The sequence below is a fragment of the Pseudomonas sp. C1C7 genome (assembly GCF_013359595.1).
Classification (GTDB): Bacteria; Pseudomonadota; Gammaproteobacteria; order Pseudomonadales; family Pseudomonadaceae; genus Aquipseudomonas.
In genome coordinates, this window is sequence record NZ_JABFMP010000011.1 from 102,827 (window position 1) to 127,671 (window position 24,845).

Genomic DNA, 24,845 nt, shown 5'->3' on the forward strand with positions numbered 1-24,845 from the left:
TGACATGAAGAGAACAATTACAACATTGGTAGCAGCAGGCGCCGTGGGTAGCGCGGCGGCATTGGCGGCCGCGTATTTTGGCCTGGTCAACGTCGGTGCTGATGATCCTCACTTCCCAGCTGTGCATGCTTTCCTTGCCATGGCGCGGGATCGCTCCATTGAAGTGCGCGCAAGGGACATCGAAGTACCGAACCTAAATGATGAAACCCTTATCCGTACAGGTGCCGGTAACTACAATGCGATGTGCATTGGCTGCCACCTCGCCCCTGGGTTGGAAAAAACCGAGCTCAGCCAAGCGCTTTATCCGGCACCGCCCAATCTTGCCAGGATTGGTTTAAGCGATGACCCCGCAGCGGCCTTCTGGACCATTAAACACGGTATCAAGGCTACCGGCATGCCCGCTTGGGGCAAGAGCATGGGTGATCAGTACATCTGGGGTATCGTCGCTTTCCTTGAGCAAATGCCACGGATGAGCGCGGAGCAGTACAAGGCCCTGGTAACAACCAGTGGTGGCCACCAGCACGGTGGTGGGGAAAGTGAGATGCACAACCATGAGGGCCAGCATGGCGGCAATGAGCCAGACCAGCATGGCAAGGTTTCCTCGGAGGCAGGGCACCACGATATGGAGCAGTCGGAGGCTCATCACTCGCACTCGGCAGATTCCGAGGGTCACGAGTCTGAGGGCGGCCATCATGATGCTGCCGAGTCCTCTAGTGATCAGCATTCCAAGCCAGGCTCGAAGACGCATACACACAAAGATGGAAAGGTACACACCCATGAAGGCTAACAGCCGCTTTCTCAGGTTGTCCCCAACGCAAACGGCGCTTTAAAAGGCGCCGTTTTCGTTGGGATAGCGTTCAAGAGCTCAATTCTGGCCGCGGTAATTGATACCAGCTGAGCGGTATTCGAGAATGTTGAGCTTGCCTGTCGAGTCTTCATAGGTCATTTGCGCAGGCATTACGTCACAGCGTTGCCCAATCATGTCGGCTTGGCCGAGCTCGATTGGGCAACGTCCGAGTGGGTTCCCAGCAGCCAGTTAGGATCTGCTCCGCCACCCTGATAGATACCGTCTTCTTCGTCGCGTGCACGTTTGTTGATGCGCTGGCGGAACTGAGTCCTTTCTTCCGTTGGGCGGCTGACATCGAACCTGAGGCCGTGAGATTCGTACCTGTAACGACCTTTGATGCCGCGTTCGACAACTCCGGGGTTGGGCACCCCAAAGCCGCAGGTTTTCACCAGCCGCTCGTAATCGCCTTTTGACCCAGCGCCCAGGAAGTCCTCCTTCATGCGTTCGGTCCACTCAGCAGAGGACAGATCGATAGCATTTAAGAAATCGAGTCCATGTAGCGGCGGCTAACCTAGCGCTTGGGTGTGGGTCAAAGTGTGAGTCAAAGATGAAGTTTCGTATCTAGCCCGCATTCTACGTAGCTTTCAGGCATTAAAAAGCCGGCTTGTGGCCGGCTTCTTGGGGACTGGCTTGGTTCATTTTTGGTAAACCTCGCCAGCCTTTAAAACGTACATCCGGATCTTGCGTCCGGCTGTGGGACTTGGCGAGAAAGTCATCTGCCTTGTCGGTGCGATCTGAGCCGCCTTGGCGGGTCGATGCGCAAATGTGGGGCGCATCATACTGATTTTTTGAGGGAATTCCCAGTTTGGCGTGCGCATTGGACTTATGTAGCAGCTGGCGAAGCCTGCGTTCGGCTGCGAAGCAGTCGTGAACCCGGTGGTCGCGGTGTTTCAGATAGACCGCCAGCATACGGTTTACGGCTGGTGCGCAGCCGGACGCAGGCTTCGCCAGCTGCTACAGGAAAGCGCTTTCACAGGAAGGGTATCTCCGGTCGGCGTTTGTTCAGCGTTGACCACCAGAACACCCAGCCGATCACTTTGATGTTCTGCTCTTCGATCTGGGCGGCCCGGAAGATTTCGTCCGGGTATTGTTCGCGATTATGGCTGCGCAATCGCAGCGCGTTGCCGGGCATTCGGTGCAGGTATTTGATTCGCAACATGCCGTCGTGTTCGATGGCGTAGATTTCGCCGTCGACAATCTGGGTCAGGCCGCGATCGATGGCGATGATCGAGCCGTCTTCGATGCGTTCGGCCATGCTGTTGCCGATCATGTGGGCGCAGATGGCGTCGGCGTGGCTGATTTCCAGTGAGTCGAGGTAGCTGCGGGGCAGGCGCACGGATTGGCCCGGGTCTTCGATGACGTGGGTTTTGCCGGAGCCGGGAGCGGTGGTGGTTTCCTTGTAGAGGGGCAGGTCGATGTCGGTGGGTTCGATGACCGTATAGACACCGCGAATGGCCTGGGCGTCGAAGACATTGCCAGACTCGTCGTGCAGGCGCAGGTGTCGGGCGTCCTTTGGACCTTCACCTGTTTTCAGCCATTCACTGTTGATCGACAGCTTTCTCGCGACTTCTTCCATGTAGTGAGCGGGCACACCCCGGGTGTACCAGTTATGGACATTCTGCGGGGCCGTGTTCAGAAACTCGGCAAACCCGGTAGTCGTGATGTTCGCTATCCCGAGGAGCGCTTTGAAGCGGGGTCCGCTAGTGTTTTTTTTCATGAACGCGAGTCTACTGGCGCGTCAAAAGCCTTTGAATAAACGCCGCGTTCAAATTACGAGGGAAATTTACGACCGAATGTAAGACGTGTTTGAGGATTTTTAAACAGAAAACACTAAACCGGACTTACTTAAACGAGATGTTTAAAAAGCCATTTAAAACCCATTTCCAGCACCCACAAAAAACCCCGGATCACCGGGGTTTTTTACTTGAAGCTTGCAGCTCAAAGCTCGCAGTTGCTCTTAGCCTTTATAGGCAGCAACCGACTTGGTGATCGCAGCACGGGCGGCGTCTGCGCCGTCCCAGCCTTCGATCTTGACCCACTTGCCCTTCTCGAGATCCTTGTAGTTCGCGAAGAAGTGCTCGATCTGCTGGATCAGCAGGGGTGGCAGGTCAGTGTATTCCTTCACGTCGACGTACAGCTGGGACAGCTTGTCGTGAGGAACGGCAACAACCTTGGCGTCGCCGCCGCCGTCGTCGGTCATGTTCAGGATGCCGACTGGACGCGCGCGGATCACCGAACCGGGAGCAACCGGGTAAGGGGTCACGACCAGCACGTCGAGGGGGTCACCGTCGTCAGCCAGCGTGTTCGGGATGTAACCGTAGTTGGCCGGGTAGAACATTGGGGTGGCCATGAAACGGTCAACGAACAGGCAATCGCTGTCTTTGTCGATTTCGTATTTGATCGGCGCGTGGTTGGCCGGAATCTCGATCGCGACGTAGATGTCGTTCGGCAGGTCTTTGCCAGCCGGAATCTTGCTGTAGCTCATTGGGCGATGCCCCCGTAGTTGACCAAAAAGTGGCGGCGATTATAGGCACATTCCTGTGTCGACGCCATGTACCAGAGGTCGTGTAGACCTTAGTCGTGGGCCCTGTAGACCGGATCCTCGGCCAGAAGTTGCTGCAGACGCGCCAGCGGGTCCTGGCGATAGAACAGTTTGAGCTGTTCATACACCTGCGGATACGCCTCGTGCAGCAGATCCGGGGCGCTGAAGAAGTATTCACTGGTGACGGCGAAGAACTCGGCGGGATTTTCCGCGGCATAGGGATCGATGGCGGTTTCGGCGTCTGGGTTGCGTTCCAGCTGCCGGTCCAGATCGTCGTAGGCCTGCTGCATGACCCGAGCCCAGTCGCTGACCCGCATGTCGGCGTGCAGCGGCGGCAAGCCATTGGCATTGCCGTTGAGCATGTCGAGCTTGTGCGCCAGTTCGTGGATCACCAGGTTGTAGCCTTCCCAGCCACCACTGGCCATGACGCCCGGCCAGGCGAGGATGACCGGACCCTGCTGCCAGGCTTCGCCGCTGTGCTCGCCGTCCCATTCGTGTTCAACGCCGCTGGCGTCGCGATGGCGCTGGGGGCTGAGGAAGTCGTCGGGGTAGAGAATGATTTCGTGAAAGCCCTGATACCAGTTCAGATCGCCCAGATGCAGCAACGGCAATTGCGCCTGGGCAGCGAGCAGCAAGCGCTGTTCCTGATGCAATTCGACACCGGGCAGGGTGGTCAGGTGTTTATCTTCCAGAAACAGGACGCAGGCTTCGCGCAGCCAGCGGTCTTCGGCAGCGCTGATGCCGTCGAGAAAGCTCAGTTGATGGCGTACCCGCTGCCACATGTCGTCGGCAATCGGGTACTTGGCCAGGGTGCGCCGGCGTCGCCAGGCGCTGAGCGACCACATGCCGGATCAGCGCGTTTCGGCTTTGGAGTTCGAACCGCCGAAGCGGCTGCGCACCACGCCGATGATCATCGGCACCAGCGACAGCAGGATGATGCCGACCACCAGCAAGGACAGGTTGGACTTGATGAACGGCACGTTGCCGAAGAAGAAACCGAGGGTGACCAGGCCGCCGACCCAGAGGATGGTGCCCAGGACGCTGAAGCCGAAGAACCGCGGGTAAGGCATTTTTGCCACGCCGGCGACGAAGGGTGCGAAGGTACGAATGATGGGCAGGAAACGCGCCAGGGTCACGGTTTTGCCGCCGTGCTTCTCATAGAAGTCATGGGTTTGCTGCAGGTAGTCGCGACGGAAGATTTTCGAGTTCGGATTGCTGAACAATCGCTCGCCGGCCGTTCGTCCGATGATGTAGTTGGTGCTGTCCCCCAGGATCGCCGCCAGCATCAGCAAGCCGCCCAGCAGTACCGGGTCCATGCCGCCGCCCGCGGCAACGGCGCCGGCGATGAACAGCAGCGAGTCGCCCGGCAGGAAGGGCATGACCACCAGGCCGGTTTCACAGAAGATCACCAGAAACAGAATCGCGTAGATCCATGGCCCGTAGTTGGTGACCAGCAAATCGAGGTACACATCAAGGTGCAGCACTAGATCGAGCGGGTTGAAATCCATGGATGGCACCTGTGATGACGGCCCGACTCGGCAGGCCTGTGCGGATGACTTCGCGTAAGCCTACAAGCGGGTGTAGATTTTCTTACAAGTCGGAAAGGTCGGCATTATACGGTCTGGGACGTGAAAAACGCGTCGAGATTGTAGCGAGGGATGTCGGCGGGTTGATGACAATTAATAACTGTGACTGTGACTGTGACTGTGACTGTGGCGAGGGGGCTTGTCGAAACGTCGCGCAGTCCAACGGGGCGGTGCGACGTTTCGACAAGCCCCCTCGCCACAAGGCCACGCTAGACGTATCAGAGCTTGTCGCTGATCGGCAGCACGTAGTTCTTGAACTCGGTGTCTTCCTTGAACCCGATGGATTCGTAGGTTTTCTGCGCCACGGCGTTGTTGCTGCTGGTGGAAACGCGCATGCGCACGGCGTTGGTTTCCTTGGCCATTTTCTTCGCGGTGCGAATCAGATGATCGGCCACCAGCTGGCGACGGGCGTCCTCGGCGACGTAGATGTCGTTGAGGATCCACACGCGCTTGAGCGAAAGGGAGGAGAAGCTTGGGTATAACTGACAGAAACCCATCAGTTTCTTGTCGTCCTCATCGGACAGGGCCAGGTAGATCACCGATTCCTTACGGCGCAGGCGTTTCTCGAGGAAGGCCCGGGACGAGTCCGGATACGGCAGGGAACCATAAAACTCGCGATATTTGACGAACAACGGGGTCAGCAGGTCCAGGTGTTCGAGGGTCGCTTGAATAATCCGCATGGTAGGTCTCGTCTTCAAGTGGCTGTCTTGCGTGCTTGGACGGCGACGGGGAACTCTGGAGGCCGTGGATCCGATCCTGCCTCAAACTGGAACGAAAGTGCAACGCAAGCGGTTCAGGCTTGCGGCGAGCTGAGCAGGAAATTGCCTTTCATGTCTGAGCCTGAATCCTCCTCCAGCGTATGAATCTGCGCTTCGTCCTTCAGATTGACCCCCGACAACTGTCGCCGACAGGCTTCGCGCATCAAATACAGCAGACGGTGTGCCGCCATGCCGTAACTCAAGCCCTCCAGACGAACATTGGAGATGCAGTTACGGTAGGCGTCCGTCAGGCCGACCTTGGGATTGTAGGTGAAATATAAACCCAGGCTGTCCGGAGAGCTCAGGCCAGGGCGTTCGCCGATCAGGATTACCGTCATTCTGGCGCCCAGCAGTTCGCCGATTTCGTCAGCGACGGCAACGCGGCCCTGTTCCACGAGGATGACCGGAGCGACGCTCCAGTTCTCCACCCGGATGTGTTCTTCCATACGCGCCACAAATGGCAGGGTATGCCGGTGAACCGCCAAAGCTGACAAACCGTCGGCGACCACAATCACCAAATCCACGCCGCCCGGACGGGCCGAAGCGTAATCACGCAGCGCTTGTGCGGAGTCATCGCTCAACTTTCGCCCCAGATCGGGGCGTTGCAGGTAGCTGTTGCGGTCTGTAGCAGCGCTGTGCAGCAGCAGACTGTCCTGTCCGCGTTCGGCCAGTTGCGAGCGCAGCGCCCGGTGATCGAACGGCAAATGCACGGCATCCCGCGCCTGGGCATGGGCGTATTGAAAGTCCAGTTGCGCGCGGGTCGGCATGCTCGTGCCGGTGCGGCCCAAGGCAATGCGCGCCGGGGTCAGGCGCCGCAGTTCCTGCCAGGGGTTGTGCGGATCGAAGGGCAGTTTTTCCATATCAACTCTCATCCCAATTGCGCCAAAGCCTGGCGAAAGGCCGGCGGCAGACTGTTACCGAACAGCACCTTGCCGTCCGCCTGGGTGAAAATCCCCATCTTCGCCAGCCATGCCTCGAATTCCGGCGCTGGCTTGAGGCCCAGGGTCTGCCGGGCGTAGAGCGCGTCGTGGAACGAGGTGGTCTGGTAGTTGAGCATGATGTCGTCGGAGCCGGGAATGCCCATGATGAAGTTGATTCCGGCCACGCCCAGCAGGGTCAGCAGGGTGTCCATGTCATCCTGGTCGGCTTCGGCATGGTTGGTGTAACAGATGTCGCAACCCATCGGCACGCCGAGCAGCTTGCCGCAGAAGTGGTCTTCGAGGCCGGCGCGGATGATCTGTTTACCGTTGTAGAGGTATTCCGGGCCGATGAAGCCTACGACGGTGTTCACCAGGAACGGGTTGAAATGTCGCGCCACCGCGTAGGCCCGGGTTTCGCAGGTCTGTTGATCGATGCCGTGGTGGGCGTTGGCCGACAGGGCGCTGCCCTGGCCGGTTTCGAAATACATCAGGTTCTGCCCGAGTGTGCCGCGATTGAGGCTCAAGCCCGCGTCGTAGCCTTCTTTGAGTACGTTCAGATTGATGCCGAAGCTGGCGTTGGCCGCCTCGGTGCCGGCAATCGACTGGAACACCAGATCCAGCGGCACGCCGCGATTCACCGCCTCGATGGAGGTCGTGACGTGGGTCAGTACGCAGGCCTGGGTCGGAATCTCGTAGCGCTGGATGATGGCGTCGAGCATCTCCAGCATGGCGCAGATCGAAGCAATGCTGTCGGTGGCCGGGTTGATGCCGATCATGGCATCGCCATTGCCGTGCAACAGGCCATCGAGAATGCTCGCGGCGATACCCGCCGGTTCGTCGGTCGGGTGATTCGGCTGCAGGCGAGTGGACAGCCGCCCGCGCAGGCCGAGAGTGCCGCGGAACTGCGTCACTACGCGGATTTTCTGCGCCACCAGCACCAGGTCCTGCACGCGCATGATTTTCGAGACGGCGGCGACCATTTCCGGGGTCAGGCCGGGGGCGAGGGCGCGCAGGGTCTGTTCATCGGCGGCATCGCTGAGCAGCCAGTCGCGAAAACCGCCGACGGTGAGGTGGCTGACGACCGCGAACGCCTGTTTGTCGTGGGTATCGATGATCAGTCGGGTGACTTCATCGGCTTCATAGGGAATCAGTACTTCCTGCAGGAAGTGGCTCAACGGAATATCGGCCAGCGCCATCTGCGCGGCGACCCGTTCGACATCGTTGAGGGCGGCGACACCGGCCAGAAAGTCCCCGGAGCGCGCCGGACTGGCCTTGGCCATCACTTCCTTGAGGCTGTCGAAGCGATAGGTCTGGGCGCCGACGCAATGGGAAAATACGGCCATAGGGTGGTGTCCTCCTGTTCTGTGAATCACTCAAAAACCACAAGGGGTCTGTATTTCAGGCTGCAAGGCTTGTGCCTGAGCCTTCGGTTTGCATTTGTTGTGTGCTTGAGGACGTCTTCGCGGGCAAGCCTCGCTCCTACAGGTTCAGGTGTCTGTAGGAGCGAGCTGCCCGCGAAGGCTGTTATGCGGTGTTACGCCGGGTTATCAGAAGAAGCCCAGCGGATTGATGTCGTAGCTCACCAGCAGGTTTTTGGTCTGCTGATAGTGATCGAGCATCATTTTGTGGGTTTCGCGGCCGACGCCGGACTTCTTGTAACCGCCGAACGCGGCGTGCGCCGGGTACAGGTGGTAGCAGTTGGTCCACACGCGACCGGCCTTGATGGCGCGGCCCATGCGATAGGCGCGGTTGATGTCGCGGGTCCAGAGACCGGCACCCAGGCCGAACTCGGTGTCGTTGGCGATCGCTAGGGCTTCGGCTTCGTCCTTGAAGGTGGTGACGCTCACCACCGGGCCAAAGATTTCTTCCTGGAACACACGCATCTTGTTGGTGCCCTTGAGCAGGGTCGGCTGGATGTAATAGCCGGTCGCCAGGTTGCCATCGAGCTTCTCGACCTTGCCGCCGGTCAGCAACTCGGCACCTTCGCCCTTGGCGATTTCCAGGTACGACAGGATCTTGTCGAATTGCTGCTCGGACGCTTGGGCGCCGACCATGGTGTCGGTGTCGAAGGGGTCGCCACGCTTGATTTGCATGACCTTCTTCATCACCACTTGCATGAACTCGTCGTAGATCGACTCCTGTACCAGCGCGCGGGAAGGGCAGGTGCAGACTTCGCCCTGGTTGAAGAACGCCAGCACCAGACCTTCGGCCGCCTTCTCGATGAAGGTCGGCTCAGCCTGCATGATGTCTTCGAAGAAGATGTTCGGCGATTTGCCACCCAGCTCCACGGTGGACGGAATGATGTTTTCGGCCGCGCATTTCATGATGTGCGAGCCGACCGGGGTCGAGCCGGTGAAGGCGATTTTGGCGATGCGCTTGCTGGTGGCCAGGGCTTCGCCGGCTTCTTTGCCGAAGCCTTGCACGATGTTCAGCACGCCCGGTGGCAGCAGGTCGCCGATCAGTTCGACCAGCACGCTGATGCCCAGCGGAGTTTGCTCGGCCGGCTTGAGCACCACGCAGTTACCGGCAGCGAGGGCCGGAGCGAGTTTCCAGGCGGCCATCAGGATCGGGAAGTTCCACGGAATGATCTGCCCGACCACGCCCAGCGGTTCATGGATGTGATAGGCCACGGTGTTGCCGTCGATCTCGGCGGCGCTGCCTTCCTGGGCGCGCAGGCAGCCTGCGAAGTAACGGAAGTGGTCGGCAGCCAGCGGGATGTCGGCGTTGAGGGTTTCGCGAACGGCCTTGCCGTTGTCCCAGCTCTCGGTGAGCGCCAGGGTTTCCAGGTTCTGTTCGATGCGATCGGCGATTTTCAGCAGAATCAAAGAGCGCGCCTGGACGGACGTGGCGCCCCAGGCATCGGCCGCCGCATGGGCAGCATCCAGGGCCTTTTCGATGTCTTCGGCCGTGGAACGGGGGAATTCGGCAATCGGTTGGCCATTCACTGGCGAGGTATTGGTGAAGTACTGACCTTTGACAGGCGCGACGAACTCGCCGCCGATGTAGTTACCGTATTTGGCTTTGAACGAAACAATAGCGCCTTCAGTACCGGGGTGAGCGTAACGCATGATGTTTCTCTCCTTGCTTTTGTGCTTATAGGGAGGACGCGCATGTGCGCTGCATTAAGCGTAGAGCAAAGGTCGGGCCACTGCCTCGCAGGTCAGGCAAATCAAGGTCTTGCGTGATTCTTGTCGGACCGGCGGGCGGCGGCCGTGACGCTATCGGTACAGCCAGGGTGACAGTTTGTACCGTTTATGGCACAGCCTGTGACTGCCCGGTCTCGCCAGCATTGCAATGAGGGCCAGCCTGGAGGATGCTCAGAGCAATCGCTGCTGATACACCCTGTGTGGTGGGAGTTGCCGAAGGCTGCGATCTTTTGATTTTGTTTTTAAGAGCAAGATCAAAAGATCGCAGCCTTCGGCAGCTCCTGCAGGGATGTAAACCTTTCGGGGGAACAATAAGAAATGCACGACAACCATTTGAGTCGCCATGCCCGTCAGGTCCTGACCGTTGCCCAGGGCAAGGCCCATCTGCACGGCCCCGGCAGCGACCCGTCCATCGCACGCTCCTGGTTGCGTTGCCTTGAGGACTACCATCTCGACCCGGCCCTGACCATGGCGCCCACGGTGCTGGAACACGGTCGCGTCCTCGAAAGCCGTGAGCGCCTGCAGCAGGTGCTGCACATCGCCGGCAACGAAATGACCAGTCTGCATCAGCAACTCTCCGGTTCCGGCCATGCGGTGCTGCTGACCGACGCCCGGGGCGTGATCCTCAATTGCGTGACGGCCCCCACCGAACGGAAGATTTTCGAACGCGCCGGGCTCTGGCTCGGCGCGGACTGGAGCGAAGCCTGCGAAGGCACCAACGGCATCGGCACCTGTCTGGTGGAGCGCCAGGCGCTGACGATTCATCGCGACGAACATTTCCGTGGCCGCCATACCGGTCTGACCTGCTCGGCCAGCCCCGTGTTCGATCCCCATGGCGAATTGCTGGCGGTGCTCGACGTTTCCTCGGCGCGCCAGGACGTATCGCGCCAGAGCCAGTTCCACACCATGGCGCTGGTCAATCTCTCGGCGAAGATGATCGAGAGTTGCTACTTCCTGCGTTATTTCGAGAACCAATGGCTGCTGCGCTTTCATCTGCAAGCCGAATCTGTCGGCCTGTTCAGTGAAGGATTGCTGGCGTTCGACGGCGATGGGCGCATCTGTGCGGTCAATCAAAGCGCATTGAACCTGTTGGGGCATCCCCGTGGCGGCTTGCCGGGGCAGCCGGTGGAAGCGTTTTTCGATTGCCGGCTCGATGAACTGCTTGGTCGCGCCAGCCTCGACGCCAGCGCCAGTTGGCCACTGCGTACCCGTGACGGACGGCGATTGTTCGCTGTTTTGCGCGGACAGCCGCGGCGCGTGCCGGTGCCTCTGGTGCCGGGGCCGATCATTGAGGCGCGTGCGCAGCTGTCGGGCATTTGCCTTGGCGACACCGCGTTGCAGACCGATTTCCGCAAGGCCCTGCGCGTCTATGAGCGGGACGTGCCGCTGCTGATCAACGGGGAAACCGGTTCGGGCAAGGAAGCCTTCGCCAAGGCGGTGCATCAAGCCAGTCAGCGTGCCGACAAGGCCTTTGTCGCCCTTAACTGCGCGGCCATTCCCGAAAGCCTGATCGAGAGTGAACTGTTCGGCTATCGCGGCGGCAGTTTCACCGGCGCGCGCAAGGAAGGCATGCGCGGCAAGCTGCAGCAGGCCGATGGCGGGACGCTGTTCCTCGACGAAATCGGTGATATGCCCCTGGCGTTGCAGACGCGACTGCTGAGGGTGCTGGAGGATCGCCAGGTGGTGCCCATCGGTGGCGAGCCCCAGGAAATCAATGTGCGGATCATCAGCGCCACGCACCGCCAGCTGCTGGATCGGGTCGAGGAGGGCAGTTTCCGCGAAGATCTGTATTACCGGCTCAATGGTCTGGAAATTGCGCTGCCGGCGTTGCGCGATCGCAGTGACAAATCGCAACTGCTCGACTTTTTGCTGGCCGAAGAGTCGCGCGGGGAAAGCGTGCTGATCGACGAATCCGCGCGTCAGGCTTTGCTGGCCTTCGCCTGGCCGGGCAACGTGCGCCAATTGCGCAATGTGCTGCGCACCCTGGCGGCGCTGTGCGAAGACGGGCACATCGGGCTGGAGGATTTGCCGGCGATGATCCGACAGGCCCGGCCGATGGTCGTGCAGCCCGTTGAAGAGTCCGAACGCCCACTGGACGATGCCGAGCGGCTGGCGTTGCTCAATGCGCTGGAGCATACGCGCTGGCACATGACCCATACGGCGCAGCAGTTGGGCGTGAGTCGCAATACCCTCTACCGGAAACTGCGCAAACACGGGATTGCCCGCTAGATACCTGTAGGAGCGAGGCCTGCCCGCGAATGCCGTGACGCGTACTGCCTGATGGGACGCGTTAACATTCTTCGCGGGCAAGCCTCGCTCCTGCAGGGTTTCATCGCGATCGGAAACAAAGGTGCGATTTTCCCCTCCCTAAGCTAACCTGCGGCCATGTTTTACGAGGTCGACTATGCACATTCATATTCTTGGTATCTGCGGCACTTTCATGGGTTCGATGGCGGTTCTGGCCAAAGAGCTGGGCCATCACGTGACGGGCTCCGATGCCAACGTCTATCCGCCGATGAGTACTCAACTGGAGGCCCAGGGCATCGAGTTGACCCAGGGCTACGACCCGGCGCAGCTGGATCCGGCCCCTGATCTGGTGGTGATCGGCAACGCCATGTCCCGTGGCAACCCGGCGGTGGAATATGTGCTGAACAAAGGCCTGCCTTACGTCTCCGGCCCGCAATGGCTGGCGGATCACGTGCTGCAGGGTCGTTGGGTGCTGGCGGTCGCCGGCACCCATGGCAAGACCACCACCAGCAGCATGCTCGCCTGGGTGCTGGAGCACGCCGGCATGAGTCCCGGCTTCCTGATCGGCGGCGTACCGCAGAACTTCTCGGTGTCGGCGCGTCTGGGTGGCACCCCGTTCTTCGTGATCGAAGCCGATGAATACGACAGCGCCTTCTTCGACAAACGCTCCAAATTCGTTCACTACCGCCCGCGCACGGCGATTCTGAACAATCTCGAATACGATCACGCTGACATCTTCCCCGATCTGCCAGCCATCGAGCGGCAATTCCACCATCTGGTGCGGACCATCCCGAGCGAAGGCCTGGTGATTCATCCGACCACCGAGCCAGCTTTGCAGCGCGTCATCGAGATGGGCTGCTGGACCCCGGTGCAGACCACCGGTGCCGGCGGTCAGTGGCAGGTCAAGTTGCTCAGCGAAGACGGTTCGGCCTTCGAAGTGATGTTCGAAGGGGTTTCCCAGGGCGTGGTCGAGTGGGACCTGACGGGCCAGCACAACGTCGCCAACGCCCTGGCCACTTTGGCGGCGGCGCGTCACGTCGGTGTCGTCCCATCCATGGGCATCGCAGCGCTGAGCGCTTTCAAGAGCGTAAAGCGCCGCATGGAGAAAGTCGCGGAGGTCCGGGGCATCACCATTTATGACGATTTCGCCCACCACCCGACCGCCATCGCCACCACCCTCGACGGCCTGCGCAAGCGCATCGGCGACGCTCCGCTGATCGCGATCATCGAGCCGCGTTCCAACTCCATGAAGCTCGGCGCACACCGTGACGGACTGCCGGAAAGCGTGGTCGATGCCGATCAGGTGATCTGGTACGCACCGCCGAATCTTGGCTGGGACTTGGCGGGCACCGCCGCGCTGTGCACTGTGCCATCGATCGTCAGCGATTCGCTGGAGGGCATCATCGAGCGGGTGAAAAGCCAGGCGCAACCGGGCACCCATGTGGTGATCATGAGCAACGGCGGCTTCGGCGGCCTGCACGGCAAACTCGCCGAGGCGCTGAAATGAACAACGGTCCGGACCGCATCACGCTGGCGATGACGGGCGCTTCCGGCGCCCAGTACGGCTTGCGCCTGTTGGACTGCCTGGTGCGTGACGACCGCGAGGTGCACTTCCTGATCTCCAAGGCGGCGCAACTGGTGATGGCCACCGAAACCGACGTCACGCTGCCGGCCAAGCCGCAGATGATGCAGGCGTTCCTCACCGAGTACACCGGTGCGGCCGCCGGGCAGATTCGGGTCTATGGCAAGGAAGACTGGATGTCGCCGGTGGCTTCGGGCTCAGGGGCACCTGCTGCGATGGTGGTGGTGCCGTGTTCCACGGGGACCTTGTCGGCCATTGCCACCGGCGCCTGCAACAACCTGATCGAACGCGCCGCCGACGTCACGCTCAAGGAGCGCCGCCAGTTGATCCTGGTGCCCCGCGAGGCGCCGTACTCGAGCATTCATCTGGAACACATGCTCAAGCTGTCGAACATGGGCGTGACCATCCTGCCGGCCTCGCCGGGCTTCTACCATCAGCCGCAAACCATCGACGACCTGATCGATTTTGTCGTGGCGCGGATTCTCAATCTGCTGAACATTCCCCAGGACATGCTGCCGCGCTGGGGCGAGCACCATATGAGCAGCGATGAATAAGCTGCTGGTCATTGTGCTGGCGCTGCAACTGGCGGGGTGTGCGACGGCGCGGACCCTGGACGCGGCCAAGCCGGGCGCGCCGGTGGTGTACGCCGGGACGCGGCTGGACCTGTATGCAATGAATGGCGGCTGCTGTGCCAAGGATCGATTCGGTGCCGAGGCACCGAGCTATCCGGGTGTCGACCTGCCGGCCAGCGCGTTGCTCGATACCCTGTTGTTACCGTTGTCGCTGTTGACGGTGCTGGGAGTGAATTTTCAGGCAACGGGCGGGATGTAAAAGCAAAAGATCGCAGCCTTCGGCAGCTCCTACAAAGTACTCGAGTAGGAGCTGCCGAAGGCTGCGATCTTTTGATCTTGATTAACCGAGCTTTCTATTTGCCGAGCTTCCTCAGCTCATCCGATTCGATAACCCGCACCCCATCCTGCTCTTCCAGCGCCAGACGCCACATCGCGCGCGCCAACTGACAGGCTTCGATGCCATGGTATTTGCCAGGAATCAGCCGTGACAGGGGACCAGCAACCTTCTCGCCCAGACGCGGCTCGGTACGTTCACCCAGCAGCAGTGAAGGACGGCAAATGGTCAGTTGTGGCCAGTCCTGCGCCCGCAACGCGTATTCCATCTCGCCTTTGACCTTGTTGTAGAAATTCGAGGACCTGCGATCAGCTCCCAATGCACTGATCACGATCAGGTGTCGCGCGCCCATCTCCCGGGCACGCTTGGCGAACGCCACGACCATGTCCAGATCCACCGCCCGAAACGCCTCTTGCGAGCCGGCCTGCTTGATGGTCGTGCCCAGGCAGCAATAGGCGATGTCGACGCGTCCGCTCAGTTGCGGCAGGAACATCGCCGGGTCGCCCACGGGGTTTTCAAGGTGCGGATGCTTGACCAGCGGCCGGCGCGACGGCGCCAGTACGCGGGTAATCGTCGGCTCGTTGAGCAGGCGATCGAGCAAATGCTCACCGGTCAAACCGGTGGCTCCGGCAAGCAATACGTGCTGAGGCGTCAAGTACATAGTGTTTCTCCCTTGATACTCTTCAGCTTAGTTGGTCTTTGCGTCCTTGCTGTCAATCGACGTACTTTGCAGGGCTTTGCGCGCTTGCTGCTTGCGCAGCAACTGCCAGTGCGACAGCACGGTTTTCGGCGCCCAGATCTGCGGTTCAGAGGCTTCGAAGCCATCGGCCAGTTCACGCTCGGCGACGGTGGCCTTGGCCAGTTTGAAGGCTTGCTCCAGGTCGTCGGTCTGGTTCAGCGCCTGGGCGAACAGGGCGTCGCCGAAGTAGGTGAAGTTGGCTTCTTCGGAGCAACCGAAGGACACGCGATCGGCCCGCGAGGCGGTCATGATCAGGGTGCGTTCGTCCTTGAGGGCGGGAATGAAACCCCCGGAATAGCAGGCCGAAATCACGATAATCTTGTCGCGGTTTTTCAGCGGGGCGAGCACGGCCGCCAGTTCGTCGGCGGGCAGGTCGGCCAGCTCCATGCGCGGCTGATCGAGTACCAGCTCATGCTCGCTGGTGCCGTGGCTGGACAGGTAGATGAAAATCAGATCTTCCGGGCCGCTGCGTTCGGCCAGCGTCAGTGCGGCGCGACGCAGGTTTTCCCGGGTGGCCATCGGCCGGTCGCCGAGATGATCGCGATGGTTCACCAGGCGAATCTGGCCAAAGGCGCCGAAGCGGCTGGTGAGCATGTTGGCGACGTAGTCGGATTCGCGCAGGAACACGCTCTGCTTGCCGTCACCGCCCAGGGTCAGGGTGTACAGCTCGACTGCCGGGGTCGAGGCGGGCACATTGCCCAGCGCGTCTTCGAGCAGGCGGCCCTGGGCCAGCAGGCCGAGTTCGAGGGTATCGGGCAAAAGCTTGCCATCGGCGTCACGCACCCGTTGGCCATTGACCCAGATGCCGCTGAGCACCGAGCCGTCCGTCAGCACCAGGGTGCCGCGACCGGAATAGGTGTCGCTGTCGAACTGGCCGATGTAAAAGCTGCCGTCGGCCAGGTTCAGGCGGCCCTGGCCACTGAAGCGCCAATCATTGAAGTGGCCGGTGTAATGGCTGCCATCGGCGCCGATCAGTTCGCCCTTGCCATTGAGCGAGCCTTCCTTGAACTGCCCCAGCCAGACATCGCCGTCCGCGTTCTCGTAGCGGCCCTTGCCGTTGAGCTGGTTATTCTTGAAGCTGCCGACATAGATGTCGCCGTCAGCACTGTTGAATGTCCCGTTGCCTTCCAGCTGGCCGTCGACGAAGCGGCCGGTGAACTGATTGCCGTTGCCGTCGCCGCGCTGGCCTTCGCCGTTGGGCTTGCCGTGGGCGAACTGGCCCTGATAGGCGCTGCCGTCCTCGAGTTCCAGGCGACCCAGGCCCGAATACTGGTCGGCCTTGAATTCGCCCCGGTAGGTCATGCCGTTTTCTTTGAGGGTGCCTTCGCCGTCGCGCCGGCCGAGCTTGAAACCGCCGGTGTAGCTGCTGCCATTGGTGGTGAGGCTGCCCTGGCCGTCGAACAGGCCCTGATTGAATTTGCCGCGGTAGACCTCGCCGTTGCTGCCGTGCCATTCGCCCTGGCCGTGCCACTGGCCCTTGTCGAACTCGCCGGCGTACCAACTGCCGTTGGGGTAATCGATGCGTCCCTGGCCTTGCAGCAATCCATCGACCAGGTCGCCACGATAACGACCGCCGTCCGGCAAGCGGGCGTCAGGAGGTAACGGAGATTCACCGTCGCCGCACGCGGAGAGCATCAGAGTCAAGGCAAGGAGTGCAAGTGAGCGCATAGCGGGTTCCGGGCAATTAGGCGACCGAGTATGCCGCAGCTATGTGTCCTTATACAGCGGGTATATAAAGTGGCGGGCGCGAAACAGCAGGTGCTGCTTCGCATCCGGGAGGGTTTACACGAAGCAGAGCGACAGAGGCTCGGCGATGTACGCCGGCTTGTCCGAACCTTCGATTTCCAGGGTGGTAGTGGCCTTGAGCAGCCATTGGCCAGGTTTTTTCTCGGTCACTTCGGTCAGGTCGACCTTCAGGCGCACCTTCGAATTGACCTTGACCGGCTGGATGAAGCGCACGCTGTCCAGACCGTAGTTGACCACCATCTTCAGGCCTTCAGGCACGACGAGGATGTCTTCCATCAGTTTCGGAATCAGCGACAGCGACAGGAAACCGTGGGCGATGGTGCTGCCAAACGGGGTTTGCGCCGCCTTGACCGGGTCGACGTGGATGAACTGATAGTCCCCTGTGGCTTCGGCGAACAGGTTGATGCGCTCCTGATCGATCGTGAGCCATTCGGAACGTCCAAGTTCCTTGCCGACATAATCTTTGAGCTCTGCAACTGGAACAAAGGGCATTGAGACTCTCCTTGGGTTCATCGGTTTTATAGTTTTTTCAGTCGAGATGTTTGCACCTCAGGCTTACCACTGTAGATCAACATTGTTAATTCCTGCGGTCAACCGACCATGCTTTTGGCGAATGCCGGTGTATACGGCTGGCGTGTTTATAATGCTCGGCCCGTGACGGCGGGCGACGGGTTCTGCGGGAGAGTGAAGGATGTTGTTACGTGGCCTGACCTGGCTGGTGCTGTTTCAATTGCTCGGCACCGCGATCAACCATTTGTTTTTGCCGGTGCTGCCGGGGCCGATTGTCGGCCTGCTGCTGTTGCTGGTGTTTCTGATCAGCCGCGGTCAGGTGGGCGAGCCGCTGAACCTGGCGGCCGGCAGCCTGCTGCGGTACCTGCCTTTGCTGCTGGTGCCGCCGGCGGTGGGCGTGATGGTCTACGCCAAGGACATTGCCGCCGATTTCTGGGCCATCGCCGGCGCGCTGGTGTTGTCGCTGCTGCTGTCCATGGCCTTCGCCGGCGTGCTCATGCAGCGCATGATCAAGCGTCACGCCCATCCTCGCGAGGACCGCCCATGACCCTCGACTGGAACGGCGCCTGGACCTCGGTCATCCATCATCCCTTGTTCGGCATCGGCATCACCCTCGGTGCCTATCAGCTGGTGCTCGCGGCTTTCGAGAAAACCCGCTGGATCTTTTTGCAGCCGGTGCTGGTCTCCATGTTGCTGGTGATCGGTGTGCTGGTGAGCTGCGGGCTGACCTATACCGAGTATCGCAAGAGCACCGAGATCCTCAGCATTCTGCTGGGACCGGCGACCGTTGCGCTGGCGGTGCCGCTGTACCTGAACCTGCGGCGGATTCGGCAGTTGTTCTGGCCGATATTTACTACGCTGGTGATAGGTGGAGTGGTCGCCACCAGCATGGGCGTGCTGCTGGGCTGGTGGTTCGGCGCCGAGCACATGATCCTGATGACCATGGCGCCCAAATCGGTGACGTCGCCGATTGCCATGCTGGTGGCCGAGCAGATTGGTGGTGTCGCGGCGCTGGCGGCGGTGTTCGTGTTGATCACCGGTGTGATCGGCGCGATCTTCGGCCCCAGCCTGCTGACCCGGCTCGGGGTCCACAGCCCCGAGGCGCGGGGCATGGCACTGGGCATGACGGCTCACGCGGTCGGCACGGCGGTGGCGATGCAGGAAAATGAAGAGTGCGGTGCCTTCGCGGCGCTGGCGATGAGTCTGATGGGCGTGGCCACGGCGGTCTTGCTGCCGCTGGCGGTGTCGATGGTGGTTTAAGGAAATGTCTATGAGTCTGCCGCTTTTTCCGCTGAACACGGTGCTGTTTCCGGGCTGCATCCTCGATCTGCAGATTTTCGAGGCGCGTTACCTGGACATGATCGGACGCTGCATGAAACAGGGCGGCGGCTTCGGTGTGGTGTGCATCCTCGATGGTGAAGAGGTCGGCATCGCTCCGGCAGGCTACGCGCTGGTCGGCTGCGAAGCGCTGATCACCGATTTCAAGACCCAGGAAAACGGCCTGCTGGGAATTCGGGTGCAGGGCGGTCGACGCTTCCATGTTCTGCGTACCGAAGTGCAGCGCGACCAGTTGATCGTCGCCGAAGTCGACTGGCTGGAAGAGGAACCGGAACAACCGCTGCAGGATGAGGACGCCGATCTGGTGGCGCTGCTCAAGGCCCTGGCGGAACATCCCATGGTCGAAGCGCTGAACATGGGCACCGAAGCGGCCGGGCAGCAGTCCCTGGCCAATCAACTGGCTTACCTGTTGCCGTTCGCCGAACTGGACAAGATCGACCTGCTGCAACTCGATGACCCGCAGCAGCGTCTGGATGCGATTCAGGCGTTGCTGGATGAGTTGCAGGGCGAGTTGTTTGCCTGACGCCCTTTAAAAGATCGCAGCCTGGGACGCTCCCCCTGTGGGAGCGTCCCAGGCTGCGATCTTTTGCTTTTGTCTAATAGGCATACCTCAACATCGTATTCGGCAAATGCCGCAACACGAAGAATCCGAACAACGCCACCAGCGACGGCAGCACCAGCCACCAGATCTTTGGTGGCATGGGGTTGAGCGGGGTCCGGAGTTGCATCAAACCCAGGCTCGCCGCACAGACACAAGCCGCCAGCATCGCGCCGGCCAGCACGTCCGTTGGCCAGTGCGCGCCGAGATAAACCCGCGACAGTGCAATCGCCAGTGCCGGCAGGCAGGCCACCAGCAACCAGGTCAGACGCATGCGTGGTGGTTGTCCGCGGCCGGCCAGGACGGCCAGGGTCAGGAAAAGCGCAAAGGAGCCGGAAGCATGGCCGCTGGGCATGCTGTAACTGGACAGCGGGTCGCTCAAGACTTCCGGGCGCATGCGGGCGAAAAAGTGCTTGGTCGCCGTGTTGGCCAGTGCGGTGAACAGCAACGTACTGCAGGCGAAGATGGCTTGGCGCCATTGTCGCGTCAGCAACAGCAGCACCACCAGCAGGGCGCTGAACACCAGCATGTTGCGGAACTCACCGATCAGCGTGAACACCACCGCCACTTCATCGAGCATGGGGCTGCGATGTTCCTGCACCAGTGTCATGATTCCCTGGTCCAGAGCAGTCAGGTGCGAGTAACCGATAAACAACGCGGCCAGAATCAGAAAACTCATCCCGGTAATGAATACCGTGGCCTTGCGGTGTTTGCGCAGGCTGCTGGTGGCGCTCAAGCCGATCATCAAGGCGATGCTGGCGGCGACGATGCCGGCCTGGGGCCAGAAGCCCTCGGGCAGCGGCAAGCGAATCGCCGCCCCGGTGGCCCAGCCCGGCAGCAGATATGCGACCGACCACCCCGCGCCGGCCAACAGGCTGACGGCAAAGAAACGCGGGAAGGGCATGTCGAACATCCCGGCGACCATCGGCAGCATGGGGCGCAGGGGGCCGATGAAGCGACCGACCAGCAGGCTGGCGATACCGTAGCGCTGGAAATAGGCCTCGGCCCCGGCGATCCATTCCGGGTGATGACGCAAGCCGGGCAGGCGGCGGATGTTCTGATGGAAATGGCGCCCGAGGAAATACGACACCACATCGCCCAGCACGCCCGCGAAGAAACCCAGCAACAGGGTTTCGCTCAGCGACAACGCGCCGCTGCCGGCCAGTACCGCCACGGCGAACAGCAGCACCGTGCCGGGTACGATCAGTCCTGCAATCGCCAGGCATTCGACGAAGGCCACGATGAACACCGCTGCCGCCAGCCATTGCGGGTTGACGGTCAGCCAGGCGGTCACGCTATCGAGCCATGGGCCCATAAAAACAACTCCATTCAATGATCAGGCACACATTCCAAAAACACATCCATCCCCTGTAGGAGCCGAGCTTGCTCGCGAAAGCGCCGTGTCAGTCGACATCGATGGTGAAGCAACCACCGCTTTCGCGAGCAAGCTCGGCTCCTACAGGGATTTTTGTTCGATTCAGGTCAGCACGAAATAATCACGTCCTTCGACCTGCCCCCGTCGCAGCGGGTTGCGCGTGCACCAGGCTGCATAGGCCGCATCGACGAAACGGTACATCAGATGTTCGTCACGCCCATGGGGGATGCCCAGGCGCGTGGTCTGGATGACATGGGCGGGCGTCTGGCCGACGTCTTCCACCAGCAGCACTTCATGATCGAAGCGCTTGGCGTCCCAGACCGGCACCTTCAAGCCCAGGGATTTGCACAGCAGGGTTTGCCCCGCGCAGAGCTTCTGCGACGGGCGCGGGCGGCCCTGGGCGTCGGGGTTGTTGAGCAGCATCTGCGCCAGGCTCGCCGGTCCACTCAGTTCGTCGACCCACGGGTAGGCGGATTTGATCAAGACCGCATTACCCGGCCCTTGAGCGCTGAAGTTCAGGGAGTCGCCGCCACGGGAGTAGTACATATAGATGTGCCCGCCATCTAGAAACAAAGCCTTACGCTTTTCCGTGTAACCGAGGGAGGCGTGGCTGCCTTTTTCGGCAAGGTAATAGGCTTCGGTCTCGATGATTCGGGCGCTGAGCCACAGGTCACCGACGCGATGACGAATGACTTTGCCCAGCAGAGCGCGGGCGAGAATTTGCGGGTCACGGTCGAAAAACGCGTCCGCAAGGCCCGTGGGCAGGCGCGTTGCGGAGGCTCGAACAGTCAGGTCGGTCATGATGAACGGCCTTAATCAGGGCTGAAAGAACGTGGATGATAACAATTTGCGGCTTAATCCCGGCTGAACGTCGGCAAATCCAACTCCATTTCGACCATCCGCCCGTCACCGCTGTTAGTCGGGAGTCACGACAGCTATAATCTGCCGCTTTATTCTTTACCAAGCCCTTTTCAAAGACCACGCCAGACCATGACTGAGTCCGTTCTTGACTACATGACCCGCCTGGGTCGCGCTGCCCGCCAGGCGTCCCGCGTCATCGGCCGTGCCAGCACCGCGCAGAAGAATCGCGCGCTGCAAGCCGCCGCCAACGCGCTGGACGCTGCCCGCGCCGAGCTGACCGCTGCCAATGAGCTGGATCTGGCGGCCGGTCGCGCCAACGGTCTGGAGCCGGCGCTGCTCGAGCGTCTGTCGCTGACGCCTGCGCGAATCGACGGCATGATCGTGGGCCTGCGCCAGGTGGCGGCATTGCCGGACCCGGTCGGCGCGATCCGCGACATGAGCTACCGGCCGTCGGGGATTCAGGTCGGCAAGATGCGCGTGCCGCTGGGCGTGATCGGGATCATTTACGAATCCCGGCCGAACGTGACCATCGACGCCGCCAGCCTGTGCCTGAAGTCCGGGAACGCGACCATCTTGCGTGGCGGCTCCGAAGCCATTCATTCCAACCGCGCGATCGCTGCCTGCATCCAGCGCGGCCTGGACGAAGCCGATCTGCCGGCGGCGGTGGTGCAAGTGGTCGAAACCACTGACCGGGCTGCCGTTGGCGCGCTCATCGCCATGCCTGAATACGTCGATGTCATCGTGCCCCGTGGCGGCCGTGGCCTGATCGAACGCATCAGCCGCGATGCCCGTGTGCCGGTGATCAAACACCTGGACGGCATCTGCCACGTCTACGTCAGTGCCCACGCCGACCTGGCAAAGGCCCAGCGGATCGCTTTCAACGCCAAGACTTACCGCTATGGCATTTGCGGAGCGATGGAGACGTTGCTGGTCGATCAAATGGTTGCCAAAGATTTCCTGCCAGCGATGGCGGCCCAGTTCCGCGAAAAAGGCGTCGAGTTGCGTGGCTGCGAGCGCACCCGGGCGATCATCGACGCGCTGCCGGCCACCGAAGAAGACTGGAACACCGAGTATCTGGCGCCGATCCTGTCGATCCGCGTGGTCGACGGAGTGGAACAGGCCATCGAACACATCAACCATTACGGCTCCCACCACACCGATTCGATCGTCAGCGAACATCAGGGCGAAACCCGGCAGTTCGTGGCCGAGGTCGATTCGTCGTCGGTGATGATCAACACCCCGACCTGTTTTGCCGACGGCTTCGAATACGGATTGGGTGCCGAGATCGGCATTTCTACTGATAAGCTGCACGCCCGCGGACCGGTGGGTCTCGAAGGTCTGACCTGCGAGAAGTACATCGTGGTCGGTGATGGCCAGTTGCGCGGACAGGAGCCGGCCTGACTTGGGCGACCTCGACCCGTCAGCCCCGGACACTGCCAGCGCGCCTGAACCCAGACGCATCGGCGTACTGGGCGGAACGTTCGACCCGGTGCACATCGGCCATTTGCGTGGTGCGCTGGAAGTCGCCGAATCCCTGGCGCTCGACGAGCTGCGCCTGACACCCAGTGCCAGGCCGCCTCATCGGGATACGCCGCAGGTGTCGGCGAAAGACCGTCTGGCGATGGTCGAGTGCGCGGTGGCCGGTGTGGCGCCGCTGGTTGTGGATGCCCGCGAATTGCAGCGGGACAAACCGTCCTGGACCATCGATACCCTGGAACTGATGCGTGCGGAACTCGCCGCGGATGACCAGGTTTTTCTGCTTTTGGGCTGGGACGCTTTTTGCGGCCTGCCCACCTGGCATCGCTGGGAAGAGTTGCTCCAGCATTGCCACATCCTGGTGTTGCAACGCCCGGATGCCGACAGCGAGCCGCCGGATGCCCTGCGCAACCTGCTGGCGGCGCGCTCGGTGAGCGACCCGCTGGCCCTCAAGGGGCCGAGCGGACAGATTGCATTCGTCTGGCAGACGCCGCTCGCGGTATCCGCCACCCAGATCCGTCAACTGCTGGCCAGCGGTAAGTCGGTACGTTTCCTGGTGCCCGACGCGGTCCTGGCCTACATCGATGCGCACGGTCTGTACCGTGCGTCGAACTGAACAAGGCGTGCTTCACTGATACGGACCAACGTGTCGCCAAGCCGCCGAATACATGAGCAAAACGAGTTTTATATGACCAACAACGACGTAAACAAAGTTAAGCGCAAAGGCACATTCAAGAGTGCCCCGCTGCCTGAGCCGGTTGCCACCAACGAGCCGCTCAACGGTGACGAGCTGGTCAAGGTTGCCGTTGCAGCCCTGGAAGACGTCAAGGCGCAGGACATCCAGGTCATCGATGTTCGCGACAAGCAAAGCATCACCGACTACATGATCATCGCCACCGGTACCTCCAATCGCCAGATCAACGCGATGCTGGAAAAGGTTCGCGAAGAAGTCAAAAAGAAAGGCGCCCGTCCGCTGGGTGAAGAAGGCAAGGGCGACAGCGACTGGGTACTGCTGGACCTGGACCTCGTGATCGTGCACATGATGACCGCCTCGGCTCGCCAGTTCTACGACCTGGAGCGCCTGTGGGCCGGTGCCGAGCAGAGCCGTGCGGCAGACGCCAAGCACCACAGCCCGGAAAACACCCACGAGCATTTCGCCAAGCTCAACAAAGACCAGCAGTAAGGGTAGCGCTGTGCGACTGCGACTGATCGCCGTCGGTTCCCGCATGCCCAAATGGGTGGAAGAAGGCTGGCATGAGTATGCCAAGCGTCTTCCGTCCGAGCTGGCGCTGGAACTGGTGGAAATTCCGCTCAATACCCGTGGCAAGAACGCCGACGTGGCGCGCTTCATCCGTCAGGAAGGCGAAGCCATGCTGGCCAAGGTCGGGCAGAACGAGCGTGTCGTCACCCTCGAAGTCCACGGCAAGCCCTGGAGCACCGAGCAACTGGCGGTCGAACTCGATCGCTGGCGGCTGGATTCGCGCACGGTCAATTTCATGGTCGGCGGCCCGGAAGGGCTGGCGCCTGAAGTCTGTGCCCGCGCCGATCAGCGCTGGTCGCTCTCGCCACTGACGTTGCCGCACCCGCTGGTGCGCATCCTGATCGGTGAACAGCTGTATCGCGCCTGGACTGTGCTGTCCGGCCACCCTTATCACAAGTAGTCCTGCC

The 24,845-nt window shown here is 61.1% G+C and carries 27 protein-coding genes and 1 pseudogene; 12 read left to right on the forward strand and 16 right to left on the reverse strand.

All coding sequences use genetic code 11. From position 1 onward, the window contains the following. Window positions 1–4: 4 nt before the first annotated feature. Window positions 5–787: a cytochrome c gene (locus tag HNO86_RS11835; RefSeq protein ID WP_175377142.1), complete on the forward strand. Its 783-nt coding sequence runs from the start codon at window positions 5–7 to the stop codon at window positions 785–787. Between the two features lie 78 nt (window positions 788–865). On the opposite strand, the pseudogene HNO86_RS11840 reads toward HNO86_RS11835, so the two are convergent. The 11 genes and pseudogenes from HNO86_RS11840 to HNO86_RS11890 all read right to left on the reverse strand — a co-directional run. Continuing rightward, a pseudogene (locus tag HNO86_RS11840) lies at window positions 866–967 on the reverse strand (DUF2790 domain-containing protein); the annotation flags it as partial. A gap of 11 nt (window positions 968–978) precedes the next feature. Further along, window positions 979–1,287 (reverse strand): hypothetical protein, encoded by a 309-nt coding sequence (locus HNO86_RS11845; RefSeq protein ID WP_256672618.1) that lies wholly within the window; start codon window positions 1,285–1,287, stop codon window positions 979–981. A 151-nt stretch (window positions 1,288–1,438) separates the two neighbouring features. Next, the gene (locus HNO86_RS11850; protein WP_175377076.1) at window positions 1,439–1,756 is read right to left on the reverse strand and encodes a hypothetical protein; all 318 of its coding nucleotides are present in this window, start codon (window positions 1,754–1,756) and stop codon (window positions 1,439–1,441) included. Window positions 1,757–1,817: 61 nt separating this feature from the next. Next, the gene (locus HNO86_RS11855; RefSeq protein WP_175377143.1) at window positions 1,818–2,564 is read right to left on the reverse strand and encodes a S24 family peptidase; all 747 of its coding nucleotides are present in this window, start codon (window positions 2,562–2,564) and stop codon (window positions 1,818–1,820) included. 240 nt (window positions 2,565–2,804) lie between these two features. Further along, a complete protein-coding gene (gene ppa / locus HNO86_RS11860; RefSeq protein ID WP_085585933.1) occupies window positions 2,805–3,332 on the reverse strand; it encodes an inorganic diphosphatase in 528 nt (175 codons plus the stop codon). A gap of 89 nt (window positions 3,333–3,421) precedes the next feature. Beyond that, window positions 3,422–4,234, reverse strand: coding sequence for a zinc-dependent peptidase (locus HNO86_RS11865; protein WP_175377144.1), 813 nt, complete (start codon window positions 4,232–4,234; stop codon window positions 3,422–3,424). A gap of 6 nt (window positions 4,235–4,240) precedes the next feature. Further along, the gene (locus tag HNO86_RS11870; RefSeq protein ID WP_175377145.1) at window positions 4,241–4,897 is read right to left on the reverse strand and encodes a DedA family protein; all 657 of its coding nucleotides are present in this window, start codon (window positions 4,895–4,897) and stop codon (window positions 4,241–4,243) included. A 296-nt stretch (window positions 4,898–5,193) separates the two neighbouring features. Then, the gene (locus tag HNO86_RS11875; protein ID WP_175377146.1) at window positions 5,194–5,655 is read right to left on the reverse strand and encodes an N-acetyltransferase; all 462 of its coding nucleotides are present in this window, start codon (window positions 5,653–5,655) and stop codon (window positions 5,194–5,196) included. A 113-nt stretch (window positions 5,656–5,768) separates the two neighbouring features. After that, complete coding sequence (gene eutC / locus HNO86_RS11880; RefSeq protein WP_175377147.1) at window positions 5,769–6,593, reverse strand: ethanolamine ammonia-lyase subunit EutC; 825 nt, start codon at window positions 6,591–6,593, stop codon at window positions 5,769–5,771. An 8-nt stretch (window positions 6,594–6,601) separates the two neighbouring features. Then, window positions 6,602–7,996 carry an ethanolamine ammonia-lyase subunit EutB gene (locus tag HNO86_RS11885; protein WP_175377148.1) on the reverse strand — a complete coding sequence of 465 codons (1,395 nt, stop codon included), beginning with the start codon at window positions 7,994–7,996 and terminating at the stop codon, window positions 6,602–6,604. A gap of 204 nt (window positions 7,997–8,200) precedes the next feature. Continuing rightward, complete coding sequence (locus tag HNO86_RS11890) at window positions 8,201–9,721, reverse strand: aldehyde dehydrogenase family protein (RefSeq protein WP_175377149.1); 1,521 nt, start codon at window positions 9,719–9,721, stop codon at window positions 8,201–8,203. Between the two features lie 396 nt (window positions 9,722–10,117). Here HNO86_RS11890 and HNO86_RS11895 point away from each other — a divergent pair, with 396 nt between their 5' ends. The 4 genes from HNO86_RS11895 to HNO86_RS11910 all read left to right on the forward strand — a co-directional run bounded on the left by HNO86_RS11895 (window position 10,118) and on the right by HNO86_RS11910 (window position 14,459). Beyond that, a complete protein-coding gene (locus HNO86_RS11895) occupies window positions 10,118–12,028 on the forward strand; it encodes a sigma-54-dependent Fis family transcriptional regulator (RefSeq protein WP_175377150.1) in 1,911 nt (636 codons plus the stop codon). Between the two features lie 175 nt (window positions 12,029–12,203). After that, on the forward strand, window positions 12,204–13,553 hold the full coding sequence (mpl, locus tag HNO86_RS11900) for a UDP-N-acetylmuramate:L-alanyl-gamma-D-glutamyl-meso-diaminopimelate ligase (RefSeq protein ID WP_175377151.1): 1,350 nt from the start codon (window positions 12,204–12,206) through the stop codon (window positions 13,551–13,553). Next, window positions 13,550–14,182 carry a flavin prenyltransferase UbiX gene (gene ubiX, locus HNO86_RS11905; RefSeq protein WP_175377152.1) on the forward strand — a complete coding sequence of 211 codons (633 nt, stop codon included), beginning with the start codon at window positions 13,550–13,552 and terminating at the stop codon, window positions 14,180–14,182. The genes mpl and ubiX overlap by 4 nt, the downstream gene beginning before the upstream one ends. After that, complete coding sequence (locus tag HNO86_RS11910) at window positions 14,175–14,459, forward strand: YceK/YidQ family lipoprotein (RefSeq protein WP_175377153.1); 285 nt, start codon at window positions 14,175–14,177, stop codon at window positions 14,457–14,459. Before ubiX ends, HNO86_RS11910 begins: the two co-directional genes overlap by 8 nt. A gap of 94 nt (window positions 14,460–14,553) precedes the next feature. Here the strand turns inward: HNO86_RS11910 and HNO86_RS11915 are convergent, their stop codons facing one another. The 3 genes from HNO86_RS11915 to HNO86_RS11925 all read right to left on the reverse strand — a co-directional run bounded on the left by HNO86_RS11915 (window position 14,554) and on the right by HNO86_RS11925 (window position 17,511). Continuing rightward, the gene (locus HNO86_RS11915; RefSeq protein WP_175377154.1) at window positions 14,554–15,195 is read right to left on the reverse strand and encodes an oxidoreductase; all 642 of its coding nucleotides are present in this window, start codon (window positions 15,193–15,195) and stop codon (window positions 14,554–14,556) included. Between the two features lie 27 nt (window positions 15,196–15,222). Continuing rightward, the gene (locus HNO86_RS11920) at window positions 15,223–16,941 is read right to left on the reverse strand and encodes a C13 family peptidase (protein WP_175377155.1); all 1,719 of its coding nucleotides are present in this window, start codon (window positions 16,939–16,941) and stop codon (window positions 15,223–15,225) included. Window positions 16,942–17,055: 114 nt separating this feature from the next. Continuing rightward, window positions 17,056–17,511: a MaoC family dehydratase gene (locus tag HNO86_RS11925; RefSeq protein WP_110965059.1), complete on the reverse strand. Its 456-nt coding sequence runs from the start codon at window positions 17,509–17,511 to the stop codon at window positions 17,056–17,058. A 199-nt stretch (window positions 17,512–17,710) separates the two neighbouring features. On the opposite strand from HNO86_RS11925, the gene HNO86_RS11930 reads away from it, so the two are divergent. The 3 genes from HNO86_RS11930 to HNO86_RS11940 are packed head-to-tail and all read left to right on the forward strand — an operon-like array spanning window position 17,711 to window position 19,390. Further along, window positions 17,711–18,076, forward strand: coding sequence for a CidA/LrgA family protein (locus HNO86_RS11930; protein ID WP_175377156.1), 366 nt, complete (start codon window positions 17,711–17,713; stop codon window positions 18,074–18,076). After that, entirely contained in the window at window positions 18,073–18,789 is a 717-nt protein-coding gene (locus HNO86_RS11935) for an LrgB family protein (protein ID WP_175377157.1), read from the forward strand. The genes HNO86_RS11930 and HNO86_RS11935 overlap by 4 nt, the downstream gene beginning before the upstream one ends. Window positions 18,790–18,799: 10 nt before the next feature. After that, window positions 18,800–19,390, forward strand: coding sequence for an LON peptidase substrate-binding domain-containing protein (locus tag HNO86_RS11940; protein WP_175377158.1), 591 nt, complete (start codon window positions 18,800–18,802; stop codon window positions 19,388–19,390). Between the two features lie 73 nt (window positions 19,391–19,463). Here HNO86_RS11940 and HNO86_RS11945 read toward each other — a convergent pair whose 3' ends face one another. Both HNO86_RS11945 and HNO86_RS11950 read right to left on the reverse strand, forming a co-directional pair. Then, the gene (locus HNO86_RS11945) at window positions 19,464–20,780 is read right to left on the reverse strand and encodes a bifunctional DedA family/phosphatase PAP2 family protein (protein ID WP_175377159.1); all 1,317 of its coding nucleotides are present in this window, start codon (window positions 20,778–20,780) and stop codon (window positions 19,464–19,466) included. Window positions 20,781–20,942: 162 nt separating this feature from the next. Next, entirely contained in the window at window positions 20,943–21,641 is a 699-nt protein-coding gene (locus HNO86_RS11950; RefSeq protein ID WP_175377160.1) for a DNA-3-methyladenine glycosylase, read from the reverse strand. Between the two features lie 189 nt (window positions 21,642–21,830). Between HNO86_RS11950 and HNO86_RS11955 the strand changes: the two genes are divergently transcribed. The 4 genes from HNO86_RS11955 (at window position 21,831) to rlmH (ending at window position 24,838) form a co-directional block, all read left to right on the forward strand. Continuing rightward, window positions 21,831–23,102: a glutamate-5-semialdehyde dehydrogenase gene (locus tag HNO86_RS11955; protein ID WP_175377161.1), complete on the forward strand. Its 1,272-nt coding sequence runs from the start codon at window positions 21,831–21,833 to the stop codon at window positions 23,100–23,102. 1 nt (window position 23,103) lies between these two features. After that, window positions 23,104–23,793, forward strand: coding sequence for a nicotinate-nucleotide adenylyltransferase (gene nadD, locus HNO86_RS11960; protein ID WP_175377162.1), 690 nt, complete (start codon window positions 23,104–23,106; stop codon window positions 23,791–23,793). A gap of 72 nt (window positions 23,794–23,865) precedes the next feature. Continuing rightward, window positions 23,866–24,360 carry a ribosome silencing factor gene (gene rsfS, locus HNO86_RS11965; protein ID WP_175377163.1) on the forward strand — a complete coding sequence of 165 codons (495 nt, stop codon included), beginning with the start codon at window positions 23,866–23,868 and terminating at the stop codon, window positions 24,358–24,360. A gap of 10 nt (window positions 24,361–24,370) precedes the next feature. Then, window positions 24,371–24,838, forward strand: a complete 468-nt coding sequence (rlmH, locus tag HNO86_RS11970; protein ID WP_110965050.1) for a 23S rRNA (pseudouridine(1915)-N(3))-methyltransferase RlmH — start codon at window positions 24,371–24,373, stop codon at window positions 24,836–24,838. Window positions 24,839–24,845 lie beyond the last annotated feature (7 nt).

What these genes read in the sequence shown, in the direction of transcription:
- rsfS (WP_175377163.1), top strand. Translation starts at nt 23,866, where the DNA reads ATGACCAACAACGACGTAAACAAAGTTAAGCGCAAAGGCACATTCAAG.
- HNO86_RS11945 (WP_175377159.1), bottom strand. Translation starts at nt 20,780, where the DNA reads ATGGGCCCATGGCTCGATAGCGTGACCGCCTGGCTGACCGTCAACCCG.
- ubiX (WP_175377152.1), top strand. Translation starts at nt 13,550, where the DNA reads ATGAACAACGGTCCGGACCGCATCACGCTGGCGATGACGGGCGCTTCC.
- ppa (WP_085585933.1), bottom strand. Translation starts at nt 3,332, where the DNA reads ATGAGCTACAGCAAGATTCCGGCTGGCAAAGACCTGCCGAACGACATC.
- HNO86_RS11920 (WP_175377155.1), bottom strand. Translation starts at nt 16,941, where the DNA reads ATGCGCTCACTTGCACTCCTTGCCTTGACTCTGATGCTCTCCGCGTGC.
- HNO86_RS11950 (WP_175377160.1), bottom strand. Translation starts at nt 21,641, where the DNA reads ATGACCGACCTGACTGTTCGAGCCTCCGCAACGCGCCTGCCCACGGGC.
- HNO86_RS11925 (WP_110965059.1), bottom strand. Translation starts at nt 17,511, where the DNA reads ATGCCCTTTGTTCCAGTTGCAGAGCTCAAAGATTATGTCGGCAAGGAA.
- HNO86_RS11915 (WP_175377154.1), bottom strand. Translation starts at nt 15,195, where the DNA reads ATGTACTTGACGCCTCAGCACGTATTGCTTGCCGGAGCCACCGGTTTG.
- HNO86_RS11930 (WP_175377156.1), top strand. Translation starts at nt 17,711, where the DNA reads ATGTTGTTACGTGGCCTGACCTGGCTGGTGCTGTTTCAATTGCTCGGC.
- HNO86_RS11875 (WP_175377146.1), bottom strand. Translation starts at nt 5,655, where the DNA reads ATGCGGATTATTCAAGCGACCCTCGAACACCTGGACCTGCTGACCCCG.
- HNO86_RS11865 (WP_175377144.1), bottom strand. Translation starts at nt 4,234, where the DNA reads ATGTGGTCGCTCAGCGCCTGGCGACGCCGGCGCACCCTGGCCAAGTAC.
- HNO86_RS11870 (WP_175377145.1), bottom strand. Translation starts at nt 4,897, where the DNA reads ATGGATTTCAACCCGCTCGATCTAGTGCTGCACCTTGATGTGTACCTC.
- HNO86_RS11885 (WP_175377148.1), bottom strand. Translation starts at nt 7,996, where the DNA reads ATGGCCGTATTTTCCCATTGCGTCGGCGCCCAGACCTATCGCTTCGAC.
- HNO86_RS11890 (WP_175377149.1), bottom strand. Translation starts at nt 9,721, where the DNA reads ATGCGTTACGCTCACCCCGGTACTGAAGGCGCTATTGTTTCGTTCAAA.
- HNO86_RS11895 (WP_175377150.1), top strand. Translation starts at nt 10,118, where the DNA reads ATGCACGACAACCATTTGAGTCGCCATGCCCGTCAGGTCCTGACCGTT.
- HNO86_RS11855 (WP_175377143.1), bottom strand. Translation starts at nt 2,564, where the DNA reads ATGAAAAAAAACACTAGCGGACCCCGCTTCAAAGCGCTCCTCGGGATA.
- HNO86_RS11955 (WP_175377161.1), top strand. Translation starts at nt 21,831, where the DNA reads ATGACTGAGTCCGTTCTTGACTACATGACCCGCCTGGGTCGCGCTGCC.
- HNO86_RS11935 (WP_175377157.1), top strand. Translation starts at nt 18,073, where the DNA reads ATGACCCTCGACTGGAACGGCGCCTGGACCTCGGTCATCCATCATCCC.
- eutC (WP_175377147.1), bottom strand. Translation starts at nt 6,593, where the DNA reads ATGGAAAAACTGCCCTTCGATCCGCACAACCCCTGGCAGGAACTGCGG.
- HNO86_RS11835 (WP_175377142.1), top strand. Translation starts at nt 5, where the DNA reads ATGAAGAGAACAATTACAACATTGGTAGCAGCAGGCGCCGTGGGTAGC.
- mpl (WP_175377151.1), top strand. Translation starts at nt 12,204, where the DNA reads ATGCACATTCATATTCTTGGTATCTGCGGCACTTTCATGGGTTCGATG.
- HNO86_RS11845 (WP_256672618.1), bottom strand. Translation starts at nt 1,287, where the DNA reads ATGAAGGAGGACTTCCTGGGCGCTGGGTCAAAAGGCGATTACGAGCGG.
- HNO86_RS11910 (WP_175377153.1), top strand. Translation starts at nt 14,175, where the DNA reads ATGAATAAGCTGCTGGTCATTGTGCTGGCGCTGCAACTGGCGGGGTGT.
- HNO86_RS11850 (WP_175377076.1), bottom strand. Translation starts at nt 1,756, where the DNA reads ATGCTGGCGGTCTATCTGAAACACCGCGACCACCGGGTTCACGACTGC.
- HNO86_RS11940 (WP_175377158.1), top strand. Translation starts at nt 18,800, where the DNA reads ATGAGTCTGCCGCTTTTTCCGCTGAACACGGTGCTGTTTCCGGGCTGC.